15 protein-coding genes are annotated in these 20,994 nt (G+C 65.9%); 5 read left to right on the top strand and 10 right to left on the bottom strand.

Going from position 1 to position 20,994, the window contains the following annotated elements; translation table 11 throughout:
* Complete coding sequence (xylB, locus tag KA712_17625) at positions 1-1,500, top strand: xylulokinase (protein MCG5054786.1); 1,500 nt, start codon at positions 1-3, stop codon at positions 1,498-1,500.
* 4 nt (positions 1,501-1,504) lie between these two features.
* Here xylB and thiO read toward each other — a convergent pair whose 3' ends face one another.
* Positions 1,505-2,647: a glycine oxidase ThiO gene (thiO, locus tag KA712_17620; GenBank protein MCG5054785.1), complete on the bottom strand. Its 1,143-nt coding sequence runs from the start codon at positions 2,645-2,647 to the stop codon at positions 1,505-1,507.
* Positions 2,648-2,777: 130 nt separating this feature from the next.
* Here thiO and KA712_17615 point away from each other — a divergent pair, with 130 nt between their 5' ends.
* From KA712_17615 to tkt, 3 genes are read left to right on the top strand one after another with little or no spacing between them, the layout of a single operon-like run.
* Positions 2,778-3,878: an FAD:protein FMN transferase gene (locus KA712_17615; protein MCG5054784.1), complete on the top strand. Its 1,101-nt coding sequence runs from the start codon at positions 2,778-2,780 to the stop codon at positions 3,876-3,878.
* 11 nt (positions 3,879-3,889) lie between these two features.
* Positions 3,890-4,051: a hypothetical protein gene (locus KA712_17610; GenBank protein MCG5054783.1), complete on the top strand. Its 162-nt coding sequence runs from the start codon at positions 3,890-3,892 to the stop codon at positions 4,049-4,051.
* 46 nt (positions 4,052-4,097) lie between these two features.
* Positions 4,098-6,092, top strand: coding sequence for a transketolase (tkt, locus tag KA712_17605; GenBank protein ID MCG5054782.1), 1,995 nt, complete (start codon positions 4,098-4,100; stop codon positions 6,090-6,092).
* Positions 6,093-6,152: 60 nt separating this feature from the next.
* Here the strand turns inward: tkt and KA712_17600 are convergent, their stop codons facing one another.
* From KA712_17600 to KA712_17580, 5 genes are all read right to left on the bottom strand, one after another.
* Positions 6,153-8,153, bottom strand: a complete 2,001-nt coding sequence (locus tag KA712_17600; protein MCG5054781.1) for a protein kinase — start codon at positions 8,151-8,153, stop codon at positions 6,153-6,155.
* A gap of 122 nt (positions 8,154-8,275) precedes the next feature.
* The gene (locus tag KA712_17595) at positions 8,276-8,608 is read right to left on the bottom strand and encodes a hypothetical protein (protein ID MCG5054780.1); all 333 of its coding nucleotides are present in this window, start codon (positions 8,606-8,608) and stop codon (positions 8,276-8,278) included.
* 92 nt (positions 8,609-8,700) lie between these two features.
* Positions 8,701-10,380 (bottom strand): energy-dependent translational throttle protein EttA, encoded by a 1,680-nt coding sequence (gene ettA, locus KA712_17590; protein MCG5054779.1) that lies wholly within the window; start codon positions 10,378-10,380, stop codon positions 8,701-8,703.
* Between the two features lie 17 nt (positions 10,381-10,397).
* Complete coding sequence (locus tag KA712_17585) at positions 10,398-11,243, bottom strand: DMT family transporter (GenBank protein ID MCG5054778.1); 846 nt, start codon at positions 11,241-11,243, stop codon at positions 10,398-10,400.
* A gap of 62 nt (positions 11,244-11,305) precedes the next feature.
* The gene (locus tag KA712_17580; protein MCG5054777.1) at positions 11,306-11,794 is read right to left on the bottom strand and encodes a hypothetical protein; all 489 of its coding nucleotides are present in this window, start codon (positions 11,792-11,794) and stop codon (positions 11,306-11,308) included.
* A 172-nt stretch (positions 11,795-11,966) separates the two neighbouring features.
* On the opposite strand from KA712_17580, the gene KA712_17575 reads away from it, so the two are divergent.
* Positions 11,967-12,953 carry a diacylglycerol kinase family lipid kinase gene (locus KA712_17575; protein ID MCG5054776.1) on the top strand — a complete coding sequence of 329 codons (987 nt, stop codon included), beginning with the start codon at positions 11,967-11,969 and terminating at the stop codon, positions 12,951-12,953.
* A 76-nt stretch (positions 12,954-13,029) separates the two neighbouring features.
* Here KA712_17575 and KA712_17570 read toward each other — a convergent pair whose 3' ends face one another.
* The 4 genes from KA712_17570 to KA712_17555 form a co-directional block, all read right to left on the bottom strand.
* Entirely contained in the window at positions 13,030-14,040 is a 1,011-nt protein-coding gene (locus tag KA712_17570; protein MCG5054775.1) for an NAD-dependent epimerase/dehydratase family protein, read from the bottom strand.
* On the bottom strand, positions 14,037-18,614 hold the full coding sequence (locus tag KA712_17565) for an AMP-binding protein (protein ID MCG5054774.1): 4,578 nt from the start codon (positions 18,612-18,614) through the stop codon (positions 14,037-14,039). Before KA712_17565 ends, KA712_17570 begins: the two co-directional genes overlap by 4 nt.
* 6 nt (positions 18,615-18,620) lie before the next feature.
* Positions 18,621-20,240: a nickel-dependent lactate racemase gene (locus KA712_17560; protein ID MCG5054773.1), complete on the bottom strand. Its 1,620-nt coding sequence runs from the start codon at positions 20,238-20,240 to the stop codon at positions 18,621-18,623.
* 63 nt (positions 20,241-20,303) lie between these two features.
* Positions 20,304-20,966: an HAD-IB family hydrolase gene (locus tag KA712_17555; protein MCG5054772.1), complete on the bottom strand. Its 663-nt coding sequence runs from the start codon at positions 20,964-20,966 to the stop codon at positions 20,304-20,306.
* Between the last annotated feature and the right edge of the window lie 28 nt (positions 20,967-20,994).

The raw sequence follows: 20,994 nt of genomic DNA, 5'->3' as shown, positions 1-20,994 counted from the left end.
ATGCAGCACGTCGTAGGAATCGATGTCGGCACGAGCGGGGTAAAGGTCATCGTGGTCGACGAGACCGGCCGGGTGCGGGGAGAGGCAACCCAGCCCCTTCGGCTCTCGACCCCGCAGCCCGGTTGGGCCGAGCAGAACCCCGAGGACTGGTGGACTGCAACGCGAAAGGCCGTTCGCAGGGCTCTCGGGACGGCACAGGTTTCTCGGTCTCAGCTCGGCGCGGTGGGACTTTCGGGCCAGATGCACTCGGCAGTCTTTTTGGACGCCCAAGGCCTCGTGATTCGCCCCGCTTTGCTGTGGTGTGATGGTCGCACGAGCGCCGAATGCGCGGACATCACCACGGCAGTCGGCGCACAGCGCCTCCGCAAGACCGCCTGCAACCCGGCGCTCGAGGGATTCACCTTGCCCAAGATTTTGTGGTTGCGCCGGCACGAGCCCGCCGCGTTTCGCCGCCTGGCCAAAGTGGTACTTGCCAAGGACTACATCCGCTTTCGCCTCACGGGAACCCTGGCCACGGATCCTTCGGATGCTTCGGCCACGTTGATGTTCGACACGGTCAAGCGCACCTGGAGCCGGGAGGTGCTGGACGCCGTGGGCCTGTCGCGCGCACTCACCGTCGATGTGGTGGGCTCCACCGAACCGAGCGGCACCGTGACGCGCGAGGCAGCCCGGCAAACGGGCCTCCCCGAGGGCCTCGTGGTGGCGGGCGGCGGGGCCGACAACGCCTGCGGCGCCCTGGGCGTGGGTGCGATCGAGCCGGGCGTTGCCGTTGCAAGCTGGGGCACATCGGGGACCGTTTTGGCACCCACCCCGCTGCCGCTGGTCGACCCCGCGCTGCGAGTCCACACCTTTTGTCACGCGGTGCCCGACACCTGGTACGTCATGGGCGTCATGTTGACCGCTGGCGGCGCCTTCGCGTGGTTCCGAGACCAGATGGCGCGCGACCTTCATCGCAAGACCACCGGAAAGAGCCCCGAGCTTCAGCTCAACGAAGAAGCGGCCGGTGTGCCCATCGGCGCGGCCGGGCTCACGTTCCTTCCCTATTTGCAGGGCGAGCGCACCCCGCACCGCGATGCGGCCGCCCGCGGCGCCTTCGTGGGGCTTTCCCTCGCGCACGACCGGGCCCACCTGGCGCGGGCCGTGCTCGAAGGCATCGCCTTCGGCCTGCGCGATTCCGTCTCCCTCCTGCAGGACCTGGAGCTGCCGATCGCCCGCCTGCTCCTGACGGGAGGGGGAGCCAAGAGCCCCTTCCTCAGGCAGCTTCAGGCCGACGTGTTTGGCCTGCCGGTCGTGCAAGTGAACCGGGACGAGGGGCCCGCCTTCGGTGCGGCGCTTCTGGCAGCCGTGTGCGCCGGCCTCTACCCGAACCTCGGCACCGCCTGTCGCAAGACCCTCACCCGCTTGCCCCCCGAAAAGCCCAACCGCAAGGCGCATCGGTCTTACGACGCCCCCTACGCGCGCTTCCGGGCGCTGTACCCGGCCCTGAAGGACCACGTCTGAGCGCTCAAGCGGAGCGCACGGTCTCGACGGGGCCGAAGCGCGACACGGAAAAGGGCGTAGGGTCCACGGCAGGTGCGTCGCCTGCGATCTGCGCGGCGAGCAGCTGGCCGGTGACGGGCGTGAGCAGGATGCCGTACCGGTGGTGCCCCGTGGCGAGGAACAAGCCCTCCACCTCGGTGGCCCCCAACACCGGCAGGTGGTCGGCGGTGAAGGGCCGGAAGTTGGACCAGGTTTCGGTGATGGGCAGGGGGCCAAGGCCTGGCAGAACACTCTCGGCGGTCTGCAGGATGAAGGACAGCCCCTCGACCGTCACCTCCTTCCGGTAACCCACCATCTCGAGCGTGCTTCCCACGACGGCCATGCCGTCGTCGCGGGGCACGAGATAACCACGGCGGTAGGGCGCCAACACGTGCCGAAACAGGGGCGGCCGCATCTGCACGCTCAACGCCTGTCCCCGCGCGGGCCGCACCACGGGCGCCGGCACCTGACCACCTTCGACGAGGGACGACCAGCTCCCCGCCGCCACCACCACCGCGTCCGCGACGATGGCCTCGCCGTCGAGCGAAAGCCCCTGCACGCGGCCCGCCGCAATGTCGACCCGGCGCACGTAGTGGCCTTGCACGAACCTCACGCCCGCTGCGGCTGCCGCCTGCGACAAAGCCCGCGCAAGCGTCCGGGGGTTGACCGCCGCCTCGTCGGGCATGTAGAGCCCCGCCCGGACCGCCGGGCCAAGCTCCGGTTCGAGCGCTCTGACGCCGGCCCCCCCGAGGAACTCGGCACGAAGCCCTTGCCGGCTTTGCCAACGCTGACGATCCGCCAACGCCTCTTCGCCCTCGGGATCCAGGGCGAGCTCGATGACCCCGCAGCGTTTGTAGCCGATGTCCATGCCGGTGAGCTCTTGCAGCTCTCGGGAAAACTCCGGGTACATCGCCCGGCTCACGAGGCCGAGGTCCAGGAGCGGCCCGGGCCCTTCGGCCTCCCACTGAGGCCCGAGGATGCCGGCGGCCGCACTCGACGCCTCGGCGCCGGGCACCCCCCGCTCCACCACGGTCACGCGGAACCCGCGCCCCGCCAGGCGCAAGGCCACCACGCAACCCATGACCCCGCCGCCCACGATCGCGATATCACTCGGAGGTCGAAACGACATCCGGCGCAGTATAGCGAGCCGCCGCCCGATGGCCCCCGTCCGTGACAGCCTCCGCGCCAGGTACTAAAACCCGCAGGCGCCTCGGCGGTCACCCTGTGTCCCGCTGCGATCGCCCCTGCCTGTGCTCGACATGCCCTGCCCGCTTGCCCTCAGCTCTCGTTCGCGCCTTCGCGGGGCCCGCAGCCTCGTGCTCGTTGCGTTGGGGGCAATGACCCTCGTTGCCTCCTCCTGTGAGCGCAAGCGCGCGACGAAGCCGGAGGCGTCTCCCCCTGTGTCGCAGGTGATCGAGGGCCAGCGGACGTGCATGGGCACCCTCTGCGACGTGAAGGTCTACTTTCACGACGAAGCGCGCGCCCGCCAAGCCATCGACGCCGCGCTGGACGAGCTGGTGCGGCTCGAAGGCCTGATGACCACGTGGCGGGACAGCTCCGAGGTCTCGCGGATCAACGCCAACGCAGGCCTCGCCGCCGTACCGGTCTCTTCCGAGACCTTCGAGGTGATCAAGCAGAGCCTCTGGGTCTCGCGCCTCACCGAAGGCGCCTTCGACATCACCGTCGGCGCCTTCAAGGGCCTTTGGAAATTCGACGAGGACAACGACGGAAGCCTGCCCCCACCGGCCGAGGTCGAAGCGCGCCTCGCTCTCGTCGGCTACCAGGACGTCGTGCTCGACGAAGCGGCGCGCACCGTCATGTTGCGACGCCCCGGTATGCGCATCACCCTCGGGGGCGTGGCCAAGGGCTACGCCGTCGAGGGCGCCGTGGCCGCGCTCCGCAAGGCCGGCATCGAAAACTTCATCGTGCAGGCCGGCGGTGACCTCTACGCAGGAGGCCGGCGTGGCAGCCGGCCCTGGCGCGTGGGCATTCAGGACCCCCGCGGCCCTCACGGGCAGATCATTTTCCGGATCGACCTCGAAAATCAGGCCTTCAACACTTCGGGCGACTACGAGCGCTTCGTTCTTCAGGACGGCAAGCGCTACCACCACATCCTCGACGCCCGCACGGGGTTTCCTTCGACGGACATTCGGTCGGTGACAATCCTCGCGGCCAGCGCGTTCATGGCGGACCTACTCGACACGGCTCTCCTCATCCTCGGCCCCGACAAGGCCCTGCGTATCATCGAGGAGACGCCCCAGGTGGAAGGCGTCATCGTGGACGCCCACAACCAGGTTCACGTTTCCACCGGGCTTCGAGGCAAGCTCACGAAAATCAAAGACCCGACAGATGGCCCCTGAGGGGGGACCCCATGCCACGCAAACTCGATCCGTCCCTCAAGCGCCTCCTCGTCATTTTCGCCCTCTTCTTCGTGGCGTTCGTCGCGACCTTCATCTTCGCCGCGCGGGAGGGCAGCCGCCCGAAGCCTTCGCCCCCGCCCCCCTTACAGGCCGCCCCGCCCCCCCGCCCGTGAACCGGCCCCCTGGCATTTCGGGCGCCCCCATGATAGCGACTCCCCCATGGACCCGATCGCGCAGCTCGCTATCAATACCATTCGCACCCTTTCCATCGATGCCGTACAAAAGGCGAACTCCGGCCACCCCGGACTTCCGCTGGGCGCGGCCCCGATGGCGTACGTGCTCTGGCAAAAGCACCTGAAGCACAACCCCCGCAATCCGAAGTGGCCCGATCGCGATCGCTTCGTCCTTTCGGCAGGGCACGGATCGATGCTGCTCTACTCGCTGCTTCACGTGACCGGCTATGACGTCTCCCTCGACGACCTCAAGGCCTTCCGTCAGTGGAACTCGAAGACCCCCGGCCACCCGGAGACCTTCATGTGTCCCGGCGTCGAAGCCACGACGGGCCCCCTCGGGCAGGGAAGCGCCAACGCCGTTGGTATGGCCATGGCCGAACGCTTTTTGGCGGGGCGCTACAACAAGCCTGGCCACACCATCGTCGACCACTACACCTACGCGCTCGTCTCCGACGGCGATCTCATGGAAGGGATCAGCGCCGAGGCGGCCTCGCTCGCTGGCCACTTGAAGCTGGGCAAGCTCATCTACCTTTACGACGACAACAAGATCTCGCTCGATGGTCCCACGTCGATGACCTTCACCGAGGACGTCGCGCGCCGCTACGAGTCTTACGGCTGGCAGGTGCTGCACGTCGCCGATGGCGATCGCGATCTCGACGCTCTGGATCGTGCGATCACCGAGGCCAAGGCGGACACCACGCGCCCCTCGATCATCGTCATCAACACCACCATCGGGTTCGGCTCGCCGAAGGCTGGCACATCGGGCGCGCATGGCTCCCCGCTTGGGCCCGACGGCGTCAAGGCCACGAAGCAAACCCTGGGCTTCGATCCAAACCTCGATTTTCACGAGCCGCCCGAGGCCATCACCCACCTGCGCAGCGCCGTGGATCGAGGCGCCGCCTCCGAAGCGGCGTGGCTCAAGGCCTTCAACGCCTGGGCGACGGCACATCCGGAGCTGGCCGCCGAGTGGGCCGACGCACAGGCCGGAAAACTGCCTGACGGCTGGGAAGCGGGACTTCCCACCTTTGCGCCCGGCGAAAAGCTCGCCACGCGACAGTCCGCGGGCAAGGCGCTCAGCGGCGTTGCGGCGCGCATTCCCTTCCTCGTGGGCGGCGATGCCGACCTTTCCGGCTCGACGAACACGACCCTGAAAGATGGGGGCAGCTTCGAGGGACAGACCGGACAGGGCCGCAACATTCACTACGGCGTGCGCGAACACGCCATGGGCGCGATCGCCAACGGCATCGCCTACCACGGTGGCTTGCGCACCTTCACGGCCACGTTCTTCTCCTTCGCCGACTACGAGCGCCCCGCCCTGCGCCTGGCGGCCCTCAGCCACCTGCCCGTGGTGTTCGTGTTCACCCACGACTCCATCGGTTTGGGCGAGGACGGCCCCACCCACCAGCCCGTCGAGCAGCTGGCCTCGCTGCGGTGTATGCCGAACATGTTCGTGGTGCGCCCCGGTGACGCCAACGAAGCGGCCCAGGCCTGGCGCTTGGCGCTCCAGCGCACCGAGGGCCCCACGGCGCTCGTGCTGTCTCGCCAGGCGATGGTCACGCTCGACCCGGCGAAGTACGGTTCGGCCGAAGGTGTTCTTCGAGGCGGCTACGTGGTCTCGGAGGCGAAAGGCGGAAAGCCTCAGGCCATCATCATCGGGACCGGCACCGAGCTCGGCCTGGCGCTCGAGGCTCAGGACAAACTCGCCGCCGAAGGCATCGCTGCGCGGGTCGTTTCTCTGCCCTGCTGGGAAGCCTTCGACCGGCAGGATGCGGCCTACCGCAACGATGTCTTGCCTCCCTCCGTGACTGTCCGCGTGGCTGTCGAAGCAGGCGCCACGTTCGGCTGGGAGCGTTGGGTGGGCCGTCGGGAAGCCGTCGTGGGCGTGGACCGCTTCGGCGCCTCGGCGCCGGCTCCCATCGTCTACAAGGAGCTCGGGCTCACGTCGGACACGGTAGCTGCGCGCGTCAAGTCCCTGCTCTGATCGCCCGTTGAGTGCTCTCGAGGCGCCGCGTTCGATACGGACCGGCGCCTCGCAGGGGACTCAGCCCCCGCGCACCTTGGCCAAGAGCGCCACCCGCTCCCGAACTTGGTGCAGCACCTTTTGCTCCATACGATCGTCCAGGTTCAGCAGCGCCTTGCCCTCTTCGATCTCCTGGGCGTTGTTAAACAGGTCAGCCTGCCGGAGATAAAAGCCCTCACGGCCGGCGAACGCCAACGACAGCCGGAGGATCACCCCGGCGGCGCGTTCGTCCTGCATGGGCTTGTTGCCGAGGGTCTCGAGCAAGCTGGCGACCCCCTCGGGAAGCCGCCACGAGCGCGCCACCGCCACGGTCACCCGCCGGCACGTGGCCGCGATGACCCGCAGCCAGAGCTCCTCGGTCATCCACCGTCGCCCGCGCAGCCCCGCCGTTTGGTCTTCCACGGAGATGAGAAAGCCCCCCACCACGGGCTTGCCGAGATCGTGAAGGATGCTGGCGAGGTAAAGCTGGGTGGCCATGCCGCGCACGTCGATGGCCTCGGCGAGCCGCTCCGCGATCATCGCCACGGCGAGCGCATGGTACCAGGGGCGTCGAAACGCGTCGCGGACCCTCTCGTACCTCGACATGTAGACGGGCTTTGCCGAAAACTCCACGAGGGCTTTGTGGAGGCCCTCGGCGCCCAGCCGGCCAATCGACTGCTCGAGCGTGATGGCGGGCGCCACCGACGAGAAGGCGACGCTGTTGGCGAGGCGCACAATCTTGCGAGCCAGAAGGGAATCACCAGAGACCAAACCCGCCGCATTGCCAAACGCGAACCCCGGCAGGCGAAGGTTCTCGAGACATTGTTCGGTCACCGGGGTCAGGCGAGGCAGCGAGAACTTGTCCGCTTCGAGCCGCTCGTAGACGATGTCGCGCAGCCGCTCGAAGAGCGTGTCCTCTTTCGAGGGCGAGGTGGCCCGTACAGCGGTCGGACTGGGGTCGGAAATCGGCCGCGTGGCCTCGTCGGGAAAGGCATTGGCCCCAAGGCCAGGCGGCGTCAACGGATCGGGCTCCTGCCGGGGAGGCGTGGGCGGGCCCGGGGAAAAGGGGGGTGGCCCCGCTTCGGGCTCGGCAGGGAAGGTCAAGATGGGCACCCCGCCCGGGGAGGTGCTGGTTCGCCGAGGGCCCAAGAGCTCGTCGACGGCGTCGCGAAACTCTTTCATCGTTTGGAACCGCTCGTCGCGCCGTTTTTCGAGCGTCCGCATGACCAGCTGGCTGAGTGTGGGCCAGATCGCCGGGTTCAGTTCCACGGGGGGCCGGGGGCGCTCCTGGACGTGCGCCAAAATCACCTGGCCCAGCGGCCCATCTCGAAACGGCAGTTTTCCCGTGAGCATGCCGTAGAGCACCACACCCATGGAGTACACGTCGCTGCGCTGATCTACGTCGGGCTCACCCAAACACTGCTCGGGCGACATGTACGCGGGGGTCCCGATGGGCACACCCACCCGGGTATGATGGCCCACGTTCACGTCTGCCCCCGACGTCAACTTGGCAATGCCAAAGTCCAGGACCTTCACAAAGTCGGGGTAGTCCGGATGGTTCAGCAGCATGATGTTTCCGGGCTTCAGGTCCCGATGCACCAAGCCCCTTTCGTGGGCCGCGCCGAGCGCCGATGCCACCTGGCGAATGACGTGCACCGCAGCCAGCTGCTCGAACCGCCCCTGCCGGTTGAGGCGCGACGACAACGTCTCGCCCTCGAGGTACTCCATCACGATGAAGGGCACTCCCGCCTCGGTTCCAAAGTCGGTCACCTCGACGATGTTGGGGTGCCGAATCTGATTCACTGCGCGGGCTTCCATGAAGAAACGCGAGACGGCCTCTTCGTCCTTGGCCACCATCGGCTGAAGCACCTTGATGGCTGCCTTGCGCCCAATGACCTCGTGCTCCGCCAAGAACACCTCTCCCATACCACCTTCACCCAGCGGGGCCAAAATGCGGTAATGGCCCACGCGTGACCCGATGGTCACCGTATCCGGCTTCATCTCTGCGCTGATGGCTTCGGATCCACCGGTACTGCCGCTCATTCCCCAAGGGGTCTATCGGCTTCGGGAAACGTGATCTTTAAAGCCGAGAGGCCGATCCGTACGAATGTACTCGCCGGACTCGAGGCCCCCCTTCACCGTAGCCCAAAGGAGCCAGAGGCGCTTTAGCCGGGCTCGTGGCCGGTCAGGGCTTCTTCGTCGAGCTCGATCAGGGAGGAGTCACTCATCGACGCCACGTACTGAGGAACACCCTCTGCCTCGACCTCCGCTTCGACCTCCGCCTCGACCTCGGAATCGGCCAAGGCCGCTTCGTAGTAGCCCTCGGGCGCGACCGTCGTGCGCTCGTCCGGCTGGTAGGGTACGGCGAGAGCGGGACTGGCGGGCGGAACCACGGCCACCCCCTCCGCGGTCGACTCCGCACGGGCAAAATCGTCCCCACCGGAACTCCTCAGCTTGAAGCGGTGGATCGCGAATTCGAGCTCTTCCTGCGAGATCATGACGCCATCCTACAAGGCCCGGGGGCGCAAGGAAAGCCGCCACGCGGGCCCGCAGGGGGGACGGGCCCGGCGGGCGGGAGGCGCCGACGCACTCACCCGTGGGTGAGCTTTTTGTATTTGATTCGGTGCGGCTGAGCCGCCTCGGCACCCAGTCGCCGCCTGCGATCGGCCTCGTAGTCCTGATAATTCCCCTCGAACCAGACCGCCTGGCTATCCCCCTCGAACGCCAACATGTGGGTGGCGATGCGATCCAGGAACCAACGGTCGTGGCTGATCACCACGACGCAACCTGCGAACTCGAGCAGCGCGTCTTCGAGAGCGCGCAGCGTGTCCACGTCGAGGTCGTTCGTGGGTTCGTCGAGCAGCAGCACGTTGCCCCCGCTGCGGAGCAACTTGGCCAGGTTCACACGGTTGCGCTCACCGCCCGAAAGGTCTTTGACCCGCTTTTGCTGATCGCCGCCCTTGAAGCCGAAGCCGGCCACATACGCGCGCGTTTGCACCTGCCGTTTACCGATTTCGAGGTAGTCGGCCCCCTGCGCGATCTCGTCGAACACCGTGGCGTCACCTTTGAGCGAGTCTCGGGATTGATCGACGTAAGCCAGCTTGACCGTCTCACCAACGATCAGGCTCCCCCCGTCGGGCTTCTCTTCGCCCGTCAACATGCGGAACAGCGTGGTCTTGCCCGCGCCGTTGGGACCAATGACGCCCACGATGCCACCCCGGGGCAAGTTGAAGGTGAGGTTTTCTATGAGCAGCCGGTCGCCGTAGCCTTTGCGCAGTGCCTCGGCTTTTACCACCACCTCACCCAGGCGGGGCCCGGGAGGGATGTTGATCTCGATGGCCTCGTCACGCTTGTCACTTTCTTGCGCCAGGAGCTTCTCGTAAGCCCCGAGCCGGGCCTTGCTCTTGGCCTGACGAGCCCGAGGCGAGGCCTGCACCCACTCGAGCTCACGTGCGAGCGTGCGCTGGCGGGCGGATTCTTGCTTTTCCTCCTGCTCCAGGCGCTTGCGCTTCTGATCGAGCCATGACGAGTAGTTCCCCTGCCACGGGATGCCTTCGCCGCGATCCAGCTCGAGAATCCAGCCCGCGACGTTGTCGAGGAAGTAACGATCGTGGGTCACGGCGACGATCGTGCCGGGAAACTCGTGCAGGTGGTGCTCGAGCCAGGCCACGCTTTCCGCGTCGAGATGGTTCGTGGGCTCGTCCAGCAACAACATGTCGGGCCGCTCGAGCAAGATCTTGCAGAGGGCCACACGGCGTCGCTCGCCGCCCGACAGCTTCGTCACGTCCGCGTCCGCCGGGGGCAAGCGCAGGGCGTCCATGGCGATCTCGAGCGTGCGATCCAGCTCCCACGCGTTGGCCGCATCAATCGCATCTTGAAGCTTGCCCTGCTCTTCCAGCAGCTTGTCCATCTGCTCGGGCGTCATCTCCTCAGCGAACTTCGCGTTTACCTCGTCGAAGCGCTTGAGCAAGTTCTTTACGGGCGCAACGCCGTCTTCCACGTTGCCCAGCACCGATTTATTCGGGTCCAGCCTTGGCTCTTGAGGCAGGTAGCCGATCTTGATCCCGTCCGCGGGCCGGGCCTCACCGATGAAGCCCTTGTCCTCGCCTGCCATGATCCGCAGCAAGGTCGATTTGCCCGCGCCGTTGGACCCGAGCACACCGATCTTTGCGCCCGGAAAGAACGACAGATAGATGTCCTTGAGGACTTGTTTGTTGGGCGGGTGAACCCGGCCCAGCTTCTGCATCGTGTAGATGTACTGAGGTCCCATGCGTCGCGGATGTTAGCCTATAGGGCGAGCACCACAACCCCCGCGCACACGAGGGCAGCGCCCACGGCCGCCCACATATTCTGACGCTGGCGTAGAACCACCCACGCGTAGACCACGGTGAAGGTGGCCGCCAAGGACGCCACGGGTGCGACCACGGTGAGAGGCGCGAAGCGGCGCCCGAGGGCCACGGAGACGAAGCCCACGGTTTCGGCCAGGCCCGTGACCACCACCATGTGCCAGGTCCCTCGCGGAGGCGGCGCCAACGACACCCGGAGGGCCCGCGCCACCGGGGCTCCCAGAACCAGGCACAGCCCATACACCGCCGCCGACGCCGCGAAGGGCCCGAGCGCGGGCGAGACGAACCCAAAAAGGGGAATCATGACCCCGAAGCCCAAAGAACCTGCCGCCGCAGCCGCCACGGCGAAGAGCCCCCGCCTGCGCCCGGCGCTGTCCTGAGAGGCTTGAGCACGCGTCGAGGCGATGGCGACGACGATCACGCCCGCACAAACGAGGGCGGCGCCGACATAAAGGTTCGGCCCCGGACGCTCCCCGAGCACCAAGATCGAGAACGCCCCCGCCAGTAGCGACCAGCTCGAGACCACGGGCACCGAAACCGTCAGATCGGCCTTCTCGAACGCCACGAACATCCCTGCATAGCCGAGGAGCCCCATCGCCCCCGCTGCCACCAGCAGCCAGAGAGTGCCTGCCGAAAACGGCTGGGTGCGGGTGTCGAGACAGACAGACGCTCCGAGGGAAGCCACCATGCCCACCAGGAGCGCCCAAAAAAGGGCGCGGGGCGCTCCCATGCGCTGACCGCTCCTTTGAATGAAAACATTCGCCACAGCCCAGCTGAGGCTGGTCAACAGCGCAAAAGCGATCCCAGGTAGCACGCAGGGGTTGTATCAGATTCGCTTCGGAGAGGATTTCAGGGGCGTGCGCTCGCGGCGCGTATACGCGCCTCCAGCAAGATCCGCAGTCGTGCTCCGCCGGCGAAGTTCAAATGGTCGACAAGGTGCAATTCGCCCTGGCGGTCCTCCAGACAGAGTTGCTGTTCGCCGTCGACGAAGAGCACCGAGGCCCGCAACAGTTCGTCGTAGCGCCAATTGCGCAAACCCCAGTGCTCGCGAACGATGAGCCCTTTGTCGCACAGGAGCAACACACGGGGCTTGCGAGGCTCGTCGAGCGTCACTGGAATGGCCGCCACGGCCGCCATGGCGGCGAAGACCACGATCGCCATCACGCCAAGCGGCTCGCCCCCTTCCACACCCATCACGGTGGCCACGAGGGCCAAAAAGGCGCTGAGGAACAACCAGGCTCTCATGCGCCCCGCATCTGGGTTGTTCTCGCTAAACACCTGGACACCATCTGGGACCTTGCCGGACTCGACGGTGAGCAACGCCTCCACGTTGGTCATGCGGGACGATCCATCGTTCGATTCACAGGATCGCTTGAGCCGCCGCGCCGCGATGCCATGATGCGCTCCGACGGGGGCGTGGGCGGCACGCGAAAAAGTGATAAGGTCCGCGGCGCGTCTCCGGTCCGGACCTGTACGACCGGCACCCGCCTCTCTTCCAGCAAGCTCCTTCATGTCGGCTCACTCCCCAGGAACGCTCCTCGCCCCTCCGTCGCCCGCACGCCCGGCGTCGGACCCCGCGGCCCCGCTGCTCATCGTGAACCCGCGCTCCGGAGGCGGCCTCAGCGAGGCGGCCTGGGCACGGGCGGCCCGCGCCATCGCCGAGGGCCTTGGCCCCTTCGAGGCCCGCATGACCGAGCGCGCGCACCACGCGCGCACCCTCGCCTCCGACGCTGCGCGGGCAGGCAGACGGCTCGTCATCGCGGTGGGAGGCGACGGTACGCTCAACGAAGTGGTCAACGGCCTCATGGACGCGGGTGCACCCGAGGAAACTGCGTTCGCGCTCATTCCCCGCGGCACAGGAGGCGACTTTCGCCGAACGATCGACGGCGCGGAGGACCTCTGTGAAGCCGCCCGACGCATTCGGGAGGGAACACGCCGCAGAATCGATGTGGGCCGCGTACGGTACAAGGGCGACGATGGCCTCGACCATACGTGTCACTTCCTGAACGTGTCATCCTTCGGCTTCTCGGCAGCCGTGGCCAACCGAGCCAACCGCTCGAGCAAACGCTTGGGCCCGCGTGCCGCGTTCTTGGGCGCGACGGTACGCACCCTGCTCGGGCACGACAACGTGGAGGTCGAGGTGACACTCGACGAAGGGGAGCCGCGGCGTCGCACGTGCTTGCTGGGTGCCGTGGGCAACGGCCGCTACTTCGGCGGCGGCATGAAGATCTGCCCCGAGGCCCAGCTCGACAGCGGACACTTCCAGGTGGTACTGGTGGGAGATCTGGGTGTCGGCACCATCGCCACCCGCATCCACCGCCTGTACGCCGGAACGCACCTGTCGATTGACCAAATCGAACACGCCACGGCGCGCCGGATCCACGTGACCCCCCTCGCTCCGGACGGACAGATACGCCTGGAGGTGGATGGAGAAACCCCCGGCTTCCTCCCCGCCACCTGGGAGATCCTGCCGGGCGCGCTGAACCTGGTTCTCTAGGAGCCCGCTCGAGGAGGGCCCTCGTAGGGGGTCAGGGGGACGGAAACCGGGTCCCCCTGAGGAGCGCCCGTTGCGCTCAGGATGCGCGCAGGGCCCCGTGACCGCCCAGGAAGTGCTCGCGCAGATATGTGACCGTATCGAAGAGCGTCGCCTGCGCCTCGCGGGGCTCAAAATCGAACGCACGGCGGGCCTTCGCCGAATCGAAGTACCAGAAGTACTCTCCCATCTCGACGCTCGAAGGCTCGACAGGCGGCGTGCGCCCGAGCGCCTTGTACACGGCGGACTGCAGCTGAGAGGCGAAGTAAGGCCAGCGGCCGCGGCCCTGCACGAGGGGCCCGCGCACCTTGGTCAGGCGCTCGAGGCGTCCAAAGAACTCGCGGAAGGTCCAGTTGTAGCCCCCCAACAAATAGCGCTCACCCGGCTCACCCTTCTGCATGGCCACGGGCAACACGGCAGCGACATCGCGCACGTCGACGAAGTTGAGCCCCCCTCCGGGCGCCACCGGTATCTCCTGCGCCAGAAAGGACAATACATCCCGGGTGGACGACAGCCGTTCGTCACCGGGGCCCAGCAGCAAACTCGGGTTCACCGTGACGAGCTCCACCTTGTCACGGCACGCCCGTTTGGCGGCCTCTTCTTGGTAGAGCTTGCTGGCGTAGTAGGCCCAGCGCCCCATGATGTCGATGGGTGCCGAGCAGGCCTCGTCGGGCATCTCCCCCTCGCTGCGCGACACGGCAACCGTGCCACTCGTCGAGGCCATCACCACCCGGGCCACACCTCGTTCAGCGGCTGCCCGACACAAAAGGCGCGTGCCTTCCACGTGGACCTTGTACATCTCGTGCGCATCTTCGGCCTTGCGCGAGACGAATCCCGCCAGGTGATAGACGTTTTTGACGCCTTCGAGCGCCCGTGCCACGTCCTCGGCATCCGTGACCGAACCCTGCACACACTCGACGCCCAAGGCGGTCAGGCGTGCCGTGGGCTTGCGCACGAGCACACGCAACTCAGCCGCCGCGCCCTCGGCGGCAAGGCGTTCCATCAGGTGGGATCCGAGGAATCCCGTGGCACCAGTGACCAGCGTCTTCATGATTCGACCGTCGACGTGTGTTTCTTGTGTCGTGTGGGGGCCGCAGCCGGGGGCGTGACGGGTGAGGTCTGGACCGGCAGACTCTTGCCAAGGTCACCCAAGCGCTCTCCGTCCCACGCGGCCCTTGCGGACGCGGCGGAAAAGCGCACCGGTCGTCCGTCGCGCAAGCCTTCCACGATCCGCTGTACGAGCGCGGCCGCCAGCTTCCATCCGTCTTGCGGTGCCAATCCCTCGCAGAGCTCACCCAGGAAGTCGCGCGAGAGGAAGGGCCCGAAGGCCACGCCCACCTTGCGCTTGCGAGGCACCGATGTGCCCTTGGGCAAAGCATCGAACGTCCCGCTCACGTAGGCAGGCAAGATCCCCACGTTCGCCCTTTCGGCGAGATACCCCACGCTTGGGAGAAAGTCGCGCATCTGACCGGTCGTCGAGCGGGTGCCCTCGGGGAAGATCACCATACTTCGCCCTCGCCGCAGCACCTGTTCGGCGCGCTCGAGCGACTGGCGCACGGAGCCTGAGCGCTCCATGGGCACGAGGTTGGTGAAGTTCTCGAAGTAGGCGCGGCGCCACTTGTCGGAAAAGAAGTAATCGGCCGCGGCCAGCGACGCCAGCTTCTCGCCCGCTTCGCCCAGGGCCACTTTGATGAGGCCCATGTCCAGATGTGATTGATGGTTCGCCGCCACGATGAACGGCTCGTTGTGCGGGATGTGGGCCGTCCCCGTGATCGTGGGATCCAAAACCCGTTCGTAGAACAACTTTTGGCCAAGCCCCAGCCCCTTCTTTCCCCACGTGGCGAGGGGTGCAGGTACGGGGATCTCCCCATCCTTGTGCACGGGCCTCTCCTTGTTGCGGCCCCCCACCTTCTGCAGGCTGCCCGCCACCCGGCTGTCGTTCACGATGCGGAACAGGCCCGAGACGTCGGGCGCGCCAGTAAAGTCGGTGTCAGGAGGAAGCACGACCCCCTCGCCTTCAAGAGCCGAAGCCAGCTCGGAATACATGAGGCTGTCGAACCCCAGGTGGTCCACACGCGTGCCCATGTGCACGTCGTCGCGCGGCTTGCCTGTGACCCGCGCCACCACGTCCAGGAACCACTGGGTGCCAGAGGCTTCGCTCTTTCCCTTCGATGGGCCTTCGGTCCCCGCGTGCTGGGACTCGAAACGCTTGCGCAGCTCGGCCGCAACCTCGCGGCGCTTGATGCTGCGCTTGGCGGTCCGGGGCAAATCGCCCTCCCAGAACTCGAGCGTCTTGATCCGCTTCCAAAACGGCAGCGTCTGCGACACGGCCCGGAAGTGCTCCTGGATCTGCGACCGCACCTCTGAGGGAGTGAGCCCCGGCTCCTTGTCGAAGTCGGGCACGACCGCGCAGGCCACGTGCTCGCCGGCGCCGTCAGGAACCCCCACCACCGATAGCTCCTTGATGAGCGGGAACTCGCAGTAAAGCTCCTCGAGTTCGTCGGGGTAAACGTTCTTGCCGTTGGCGTCGACGATGATGTCTTTCGACCGTCCCACCAGGTAAAGGTTTCCGCTTTCGTCGAAGCGGCCGAGGTCCCCGGTGTGGAACCAGCCGTCGCGCAGCACCGCGCCCGTGGCCTCCGCGTCGTTCCAGTACCCCGCCATCACATTGCGGCCGCGGGCGAGCACCTCACCCACACCCGACGCGTCGGGCTCGGCGATCTTCACCTCGACGCCCGCCAGCGGCTTGCCCACAGAGCCCGGCAAGGGCTTGCCCTTGGGTGTGGTCACCGTCAGCACAGGCGACGTCTCCGTGAGCCCATAGCCCTCGAAAAAATCAAAACCCAGGCCGTAAAATCCCTTGAGCACCTCGGCCGGCAGCGCCGAGCCCCCGCTGATGAGGTAGCGGATGCGGCCGCCGAAGCCCTCGTGAACCGGCGCAAACATGAGTACGCCCAGGTTGATCCCGAGACGCGCACGCAACTCGAAGTTGGTCTTGACGAGCGCCTCCACGGCCTTGCCCAAGAGCGGAGACTTGTCCGAAAAGCGCGAGAGCACCCGCCGCCGGAGCAAGTCCCACAAAGCCGGCACACCCACGATGGCGGTAACGTGGCCGCGCTTCATCACGCGCGAGATGGATTCGCCCGTGAGCTCCGCCAGGTAACTCACCTGCGCGCCGCGAGACAGGGGCACCAGGAGCCCCGTCGCGAACTCGAAGGTGTGATGAAGCGGAAGCACAGACAGCATGCCGTCGTGCACGCCGAACTCGAACACCTTGAGCAGCTCAGAAACCATGAAGGTGAGGTTTCGATGGGTCAGCATGACCCCCTTCGGCTTGCCCGTCGTACCCGAGGTGAAGATCAACGACGCCACGGCGTCCGCGTTCGACAGCTTCGGGAACGCCGCTTTGCGCTGCTCCTCGAGCTCGAGCGACGTCAAGGCGAACACCTCGCTCGCGCTCCACACCTTGGTGGGTAGGCCCGCAGACGACAGCGCCGCAGGCAACTTCGCGCGCTTGTCGAGCAGATCGTCTCCCCCCACGAGCCCCACGGCCCCGGAGGCGCGCGCGATGTTCACCAGCTCCTCCACGCTCGATTCGGGGGCCACCGGCACCGCTGTCCCTCCCGCCTTGAGAATGCCGAAATACGACATGCTCCAGGCGGGCGCGTTCTTGGCGAACAAGATGACACGATCGCCCGCTTTGACGTCCTGGCCTACCAGGAAGGCCCCCGCGCGCCCCGCCAACTCCTGAAGGTTTTCGTAGGTGTAAACCTCTTCTCGCTCGCCCCGGTCCATGCGCATGGCCACGCGCGTGCCGTTCAGCTTGGTCGAGGTGTCGAAGAGCTCGAGCAAGTTCGAGTACGCATAGACCTGCTTTCGCGGAGGCGCGAAGGTCTCGTCGAGTTCTGGCAAAACCCACTTCGCCAGGCCGGGGAAGTGAATGTTCATGAAGTAGTCGTACCAGTCGAGGCTCTCGGGCTCCCAGGGCAGGAGCTTGCGGTCCTCCTCGGGCATCCGGTCACGGATGGCGCGGATGTTGTCGCAGCGAAAGACGTACTGATTATCCCGCGTAAACGGCAAAAAGAGATCGATGTTGGTCTCGGCTTCGCCGGTGACCCGCATGACCTCGTCCACACCCTTCTTTATACGGTCGACGAGCTGCCCGAAGCGTTGACCACCCCAGGCTGGCCGGACCTTGTCGAGCGTGTCGGCCACCTTGCCCACCAACTTGCGGGCCTGGGGGAACGACCACTTTCTGTACTCCTCGTACGCCACGCCCCGCATCTCCATGCGTGCCAGGAGCTGGTTCATGAACTTGTTGCCAACGTCTTTGTCTTGCAAGCGCTTGCGCTTGTAGAGCCCCGTCAGCGTGGCCACCCGGTCGATGTACGAGGGGTTCATGTCCCCTGCGGCCAGCTGATGAACGATGGCGGGCTGCTCGACGCAGGCCTGCGCCGCGACCATCAGCATGCCTGCGGCGATGTGATCCACCGGGACCATGTCGAGAATCAGCTTCTTCGACGTGGGCACCAGATGATTGCCCTTGAGCGCAAGATACACGAGTGGTGCCGAGGTCGTGAACCCCTCGTTCCATCCTGGAAACGGGTACGAGACCGCGCTCTCGACGATCGCGGGCCTCACGATCGAACGAAAAATGCCTGTCTCTCGAGCCACGAGCTGGTCACCCATGCTCTTCGTGTAGGTGTAAATGTTGGGCCAACCCCACTCCGCAGCGCGCTCCATCCCCCTGCGGGTCAGCTCGTTGCGGATCCAATCCTTGCGTTCTCGGGCCACGGCCAGGCGCAGCGTGCCCTCGTCGTCCGGATCACGCCCCTGCTCGAGCAAGCGTTCCCGCGCCTGTTTGCGTAGCCGCGCCAGCACCTGGGCGTCGTTCGCCTGAGCGCGCACTTCCTCGGCGATGCGCTCGTTGTCGGCAATCTCCTGCTCGACGGAGAACTTCGTTCCCGACATCTCCTTCCGGTTTGGAAAGTATCCGTCGAGCTCCTCGCTCTCCCACACCTCGCCGGAGCGATTGCCTGCCACGAAACAAGTCGAGACGTGAACCAGCGCCGGGCGCTTCATGCGCTTGACGAAGGCGATCACGTTCTTGGTGCCCTGAACGTTCGTTCGCAGGGCGGACTCCACCGGCGGGTTGAAGGTGACCCGACCGGACGAGTTCAGCACCACATCGATGTCGCCGGCGACAGCCGCCGCCTGCTCCTCCGTCATGCCCAAATTGGGTTCGGTGATGTCGCCATCGACCACCCGGACCTTCTCCTTGAGAAACGCGGCCAGGCCCTCCGGGCCCCCGTACTTCTCGCGAAGCGGGTTGAATACCGGAGAAGGCACCACGCTGTTCCAGAAGCGTGTCTCACTGTCCGTGCCCGTGCCCCGCCGAACCATCACGTAAACCCGCCCGATGTCGGGGCAGCGGTCGAGGAGCAAGCCCAACGCCACCTTCCCCACGAAGCCCGTGGACCCCATGATGAACATGTTCCGCCCGCGGTAGATCTCACGCATGGAGAGCCGCTCGCCCTTGAGGGCAACCGTCGTGGGGGGCAGGCCGTGCTGGTGGGGCCCCGCGGCCGGGAGCCGCTTGCCGTGTTTGGTTCCGCTGGTGCTCATGGGCGTTTACTCCACGTCCGTCATCACGATGGGCGGATGGTGCATCATGCTGATGGAGGCACCCGGACCCACGAAGCCTCGGGCCACCGAGATCGCCTCCGTGAGAGACTCCGCCCGATCCCAACCCAACATGGCCGGGACGTGGGCATTCTCGGCGCCCGCCACGATGACCTTACCCACGTGCCGCCTCCCGTTCTCGCCCCAGTACCACATGAAGAAGGGATGCGCACCGTGGTACGCATTGCCCCGCCGGTACATCTCGATGTAGCTCGGGTTGCGTGCGAATTCCTCTTCGTATTTGTGCCGAAGCTTCTCGGCATCCCGCGTCTCCGGGAGCAGCCGGTTGAAGAACTCGATGTAGCTCGGGTGCTGAACGTGATCGAACTCGTCGTAGCAAGGGTGGCAGAGGATCAGGGCGCCGCCCGGACGCAGCAGAGGCTTTCCACGGTAGAAGTTGTGGAAATAGCCAAGCCCCATCACCTGAACCAACAGGGGATTCAGGATCGAATTCACGTTGTAAGGAGAGATGAAGGGCACGCCACAAATGACGATGTCGCTTTGCCCCCGCACGTTCACGCTGTACTGCTCCCAGTTTTTCTCCAGGATTTTCTGGTGAACCGCCTGCGTCTCACCCGCGTAGCAGGCGATGAGCTGGTACTGCGCCGGAACGTTGTGAAACAGCTTACGTTTGGCCGCGCGAGGCATCTTGGACAGGGCCCAACGCGTGGCCTCGAACTTCATCCGGTCCACTTCCGAAAACTCGTCCTCGTTCTTGGATAGGAAGGACATCGGGCTGCCGAACATACGGTTGTTCAGCGCCGTTTCGATGTGGAACACCTTCATCGTGGCGTCCACGATCGCGCCCATGCGATCCACTTTGCGCGACAGCATGGACTTTTTCGGGTCCATGTAGCTGTCCGACTGGCGAATGGTGTGCGGCTCGTGGTGCGCCCGCAGGCTCTCGTAATCGCACAGGCCCACGGTGACCGACTTGTGGCCACCATCCATGGGCACCAGGTTGATGTTCACGTAGATGAGCAGATCGCTCTCCACGGCCCGACGGTTGAGGTTCACCACTTCGTCGTGGTCGGTCTTGCCGAGGTGAACCATGCCCTCGGGGTCTTCCGCATCGTGGTTGTAGTAGCGGTCGGGGTAAAAGGCGTCGAAGATCCTCTTGCCCACCATCCGCTTCATCTCGGCGGCCGTCATGCGCCGGTGAAGTGAGTTGGCGACCACGATGTGCACGTCGTCGACGCCGTTGGCGTCGAGCTGCTCGAGCAGGATCTCGATGATGGTCTGGCGGATGTCCGGCGTAACCATGGGCGGCAAGGGCAAACTGATGTCGTCCACCGCGATGGTCACCTTCATCCCCGGCGCCAGCTGCGCGTACAGGGGATCTTGGCCCAGGGGGTGATTGAGCGCGTAACGGATCGCCGCCCCCGGGTTGGCGAGGCCCTCGATGGGAGGCTTGGGGTAGATGACCCGGGTGCCGATGGGCAAATCTTCCAGCAGCAGATCCTCCCCCGAAAACACGATGCGCGGGGCAGAGTTGCTGTCGATGTAAACGACCTGGTCGTCCTCTTTCTGGCGGGGAATGGGACCCCGGACGGGTTTGAGCTTGCTCATGAGCGACTTGTCCTGAAGGCGGGCGTACGGGAGGGTTTGGGTCTGGCGAAGAGGTGCCGCGCGTCAGCGCAGGTCCAGCACCGGCCAATCGTGTTGCAAAGCGGTGTTGCGCAGCCGAAAGTCGGGGTTGACGGCCGCAGGGTGGCCCACGACCGAGAGCATGGGCAGATCGCTCATGCTGTCGGTGTAGGCGTAGCAGTCAGAAAGATTGAGCCCCTCGCGTTCGGCATAGGTGCGCATCCAGCTGGCCTTCGTGGCCGCCGCGATCACGGGGGGCTTGAGGCGGCCCGTTGCCAAGCCGTCGACGAACTCGAGGTGGTTACACACGCAGTCATCAAAGCCCAAGTGGCGGATGAGGGGGGTCACCGTGAAGTCGAGCGCCCCGGTCACCAGCACCTGGCGCAAACCCAGGCTCTTCGACTTCTCGATGAGCTCGTAAGCCCCGGGAAAGATCGACTTGCGAAGGACGTTCTCGAACAGTTCCTCCGAAAGGTACCGCAAGCGGTCTTCCGATTCGCCCTTGTAGCGGCGAAAGAAGAGATCGTTGAAGAAGCGCCGGCTGTAAAAGTCGGCGGCCATGAAGAACGGCACGGAAACGGCCAACGAGGCGCTGCGCGTCAAACTACGCACGAGTCCCTGTTGGTTCCGCGCCGTGTGCGCGAATGCATGCACCAAGTTGGTGCGCACCAAGGTGCCGTCCAGATCGTAAAACGCGGCCGCGGCCATTGTGGAAGGCTGCGTATATCACAAGTGC

This window comes from Myxococcales bacterium (genome assembly GCA_022184915.1).
Taxonomy (GTDB): domain Bacteria; phylum Myxococcota_A; class Polyangia; order Fen-1088; family Fen-1088; genus JAGTJU01.
Note: the sequence above shows the minus strand (reverse complement) of the source record. Positions and strands in the feature narration are given on the sequence as shown.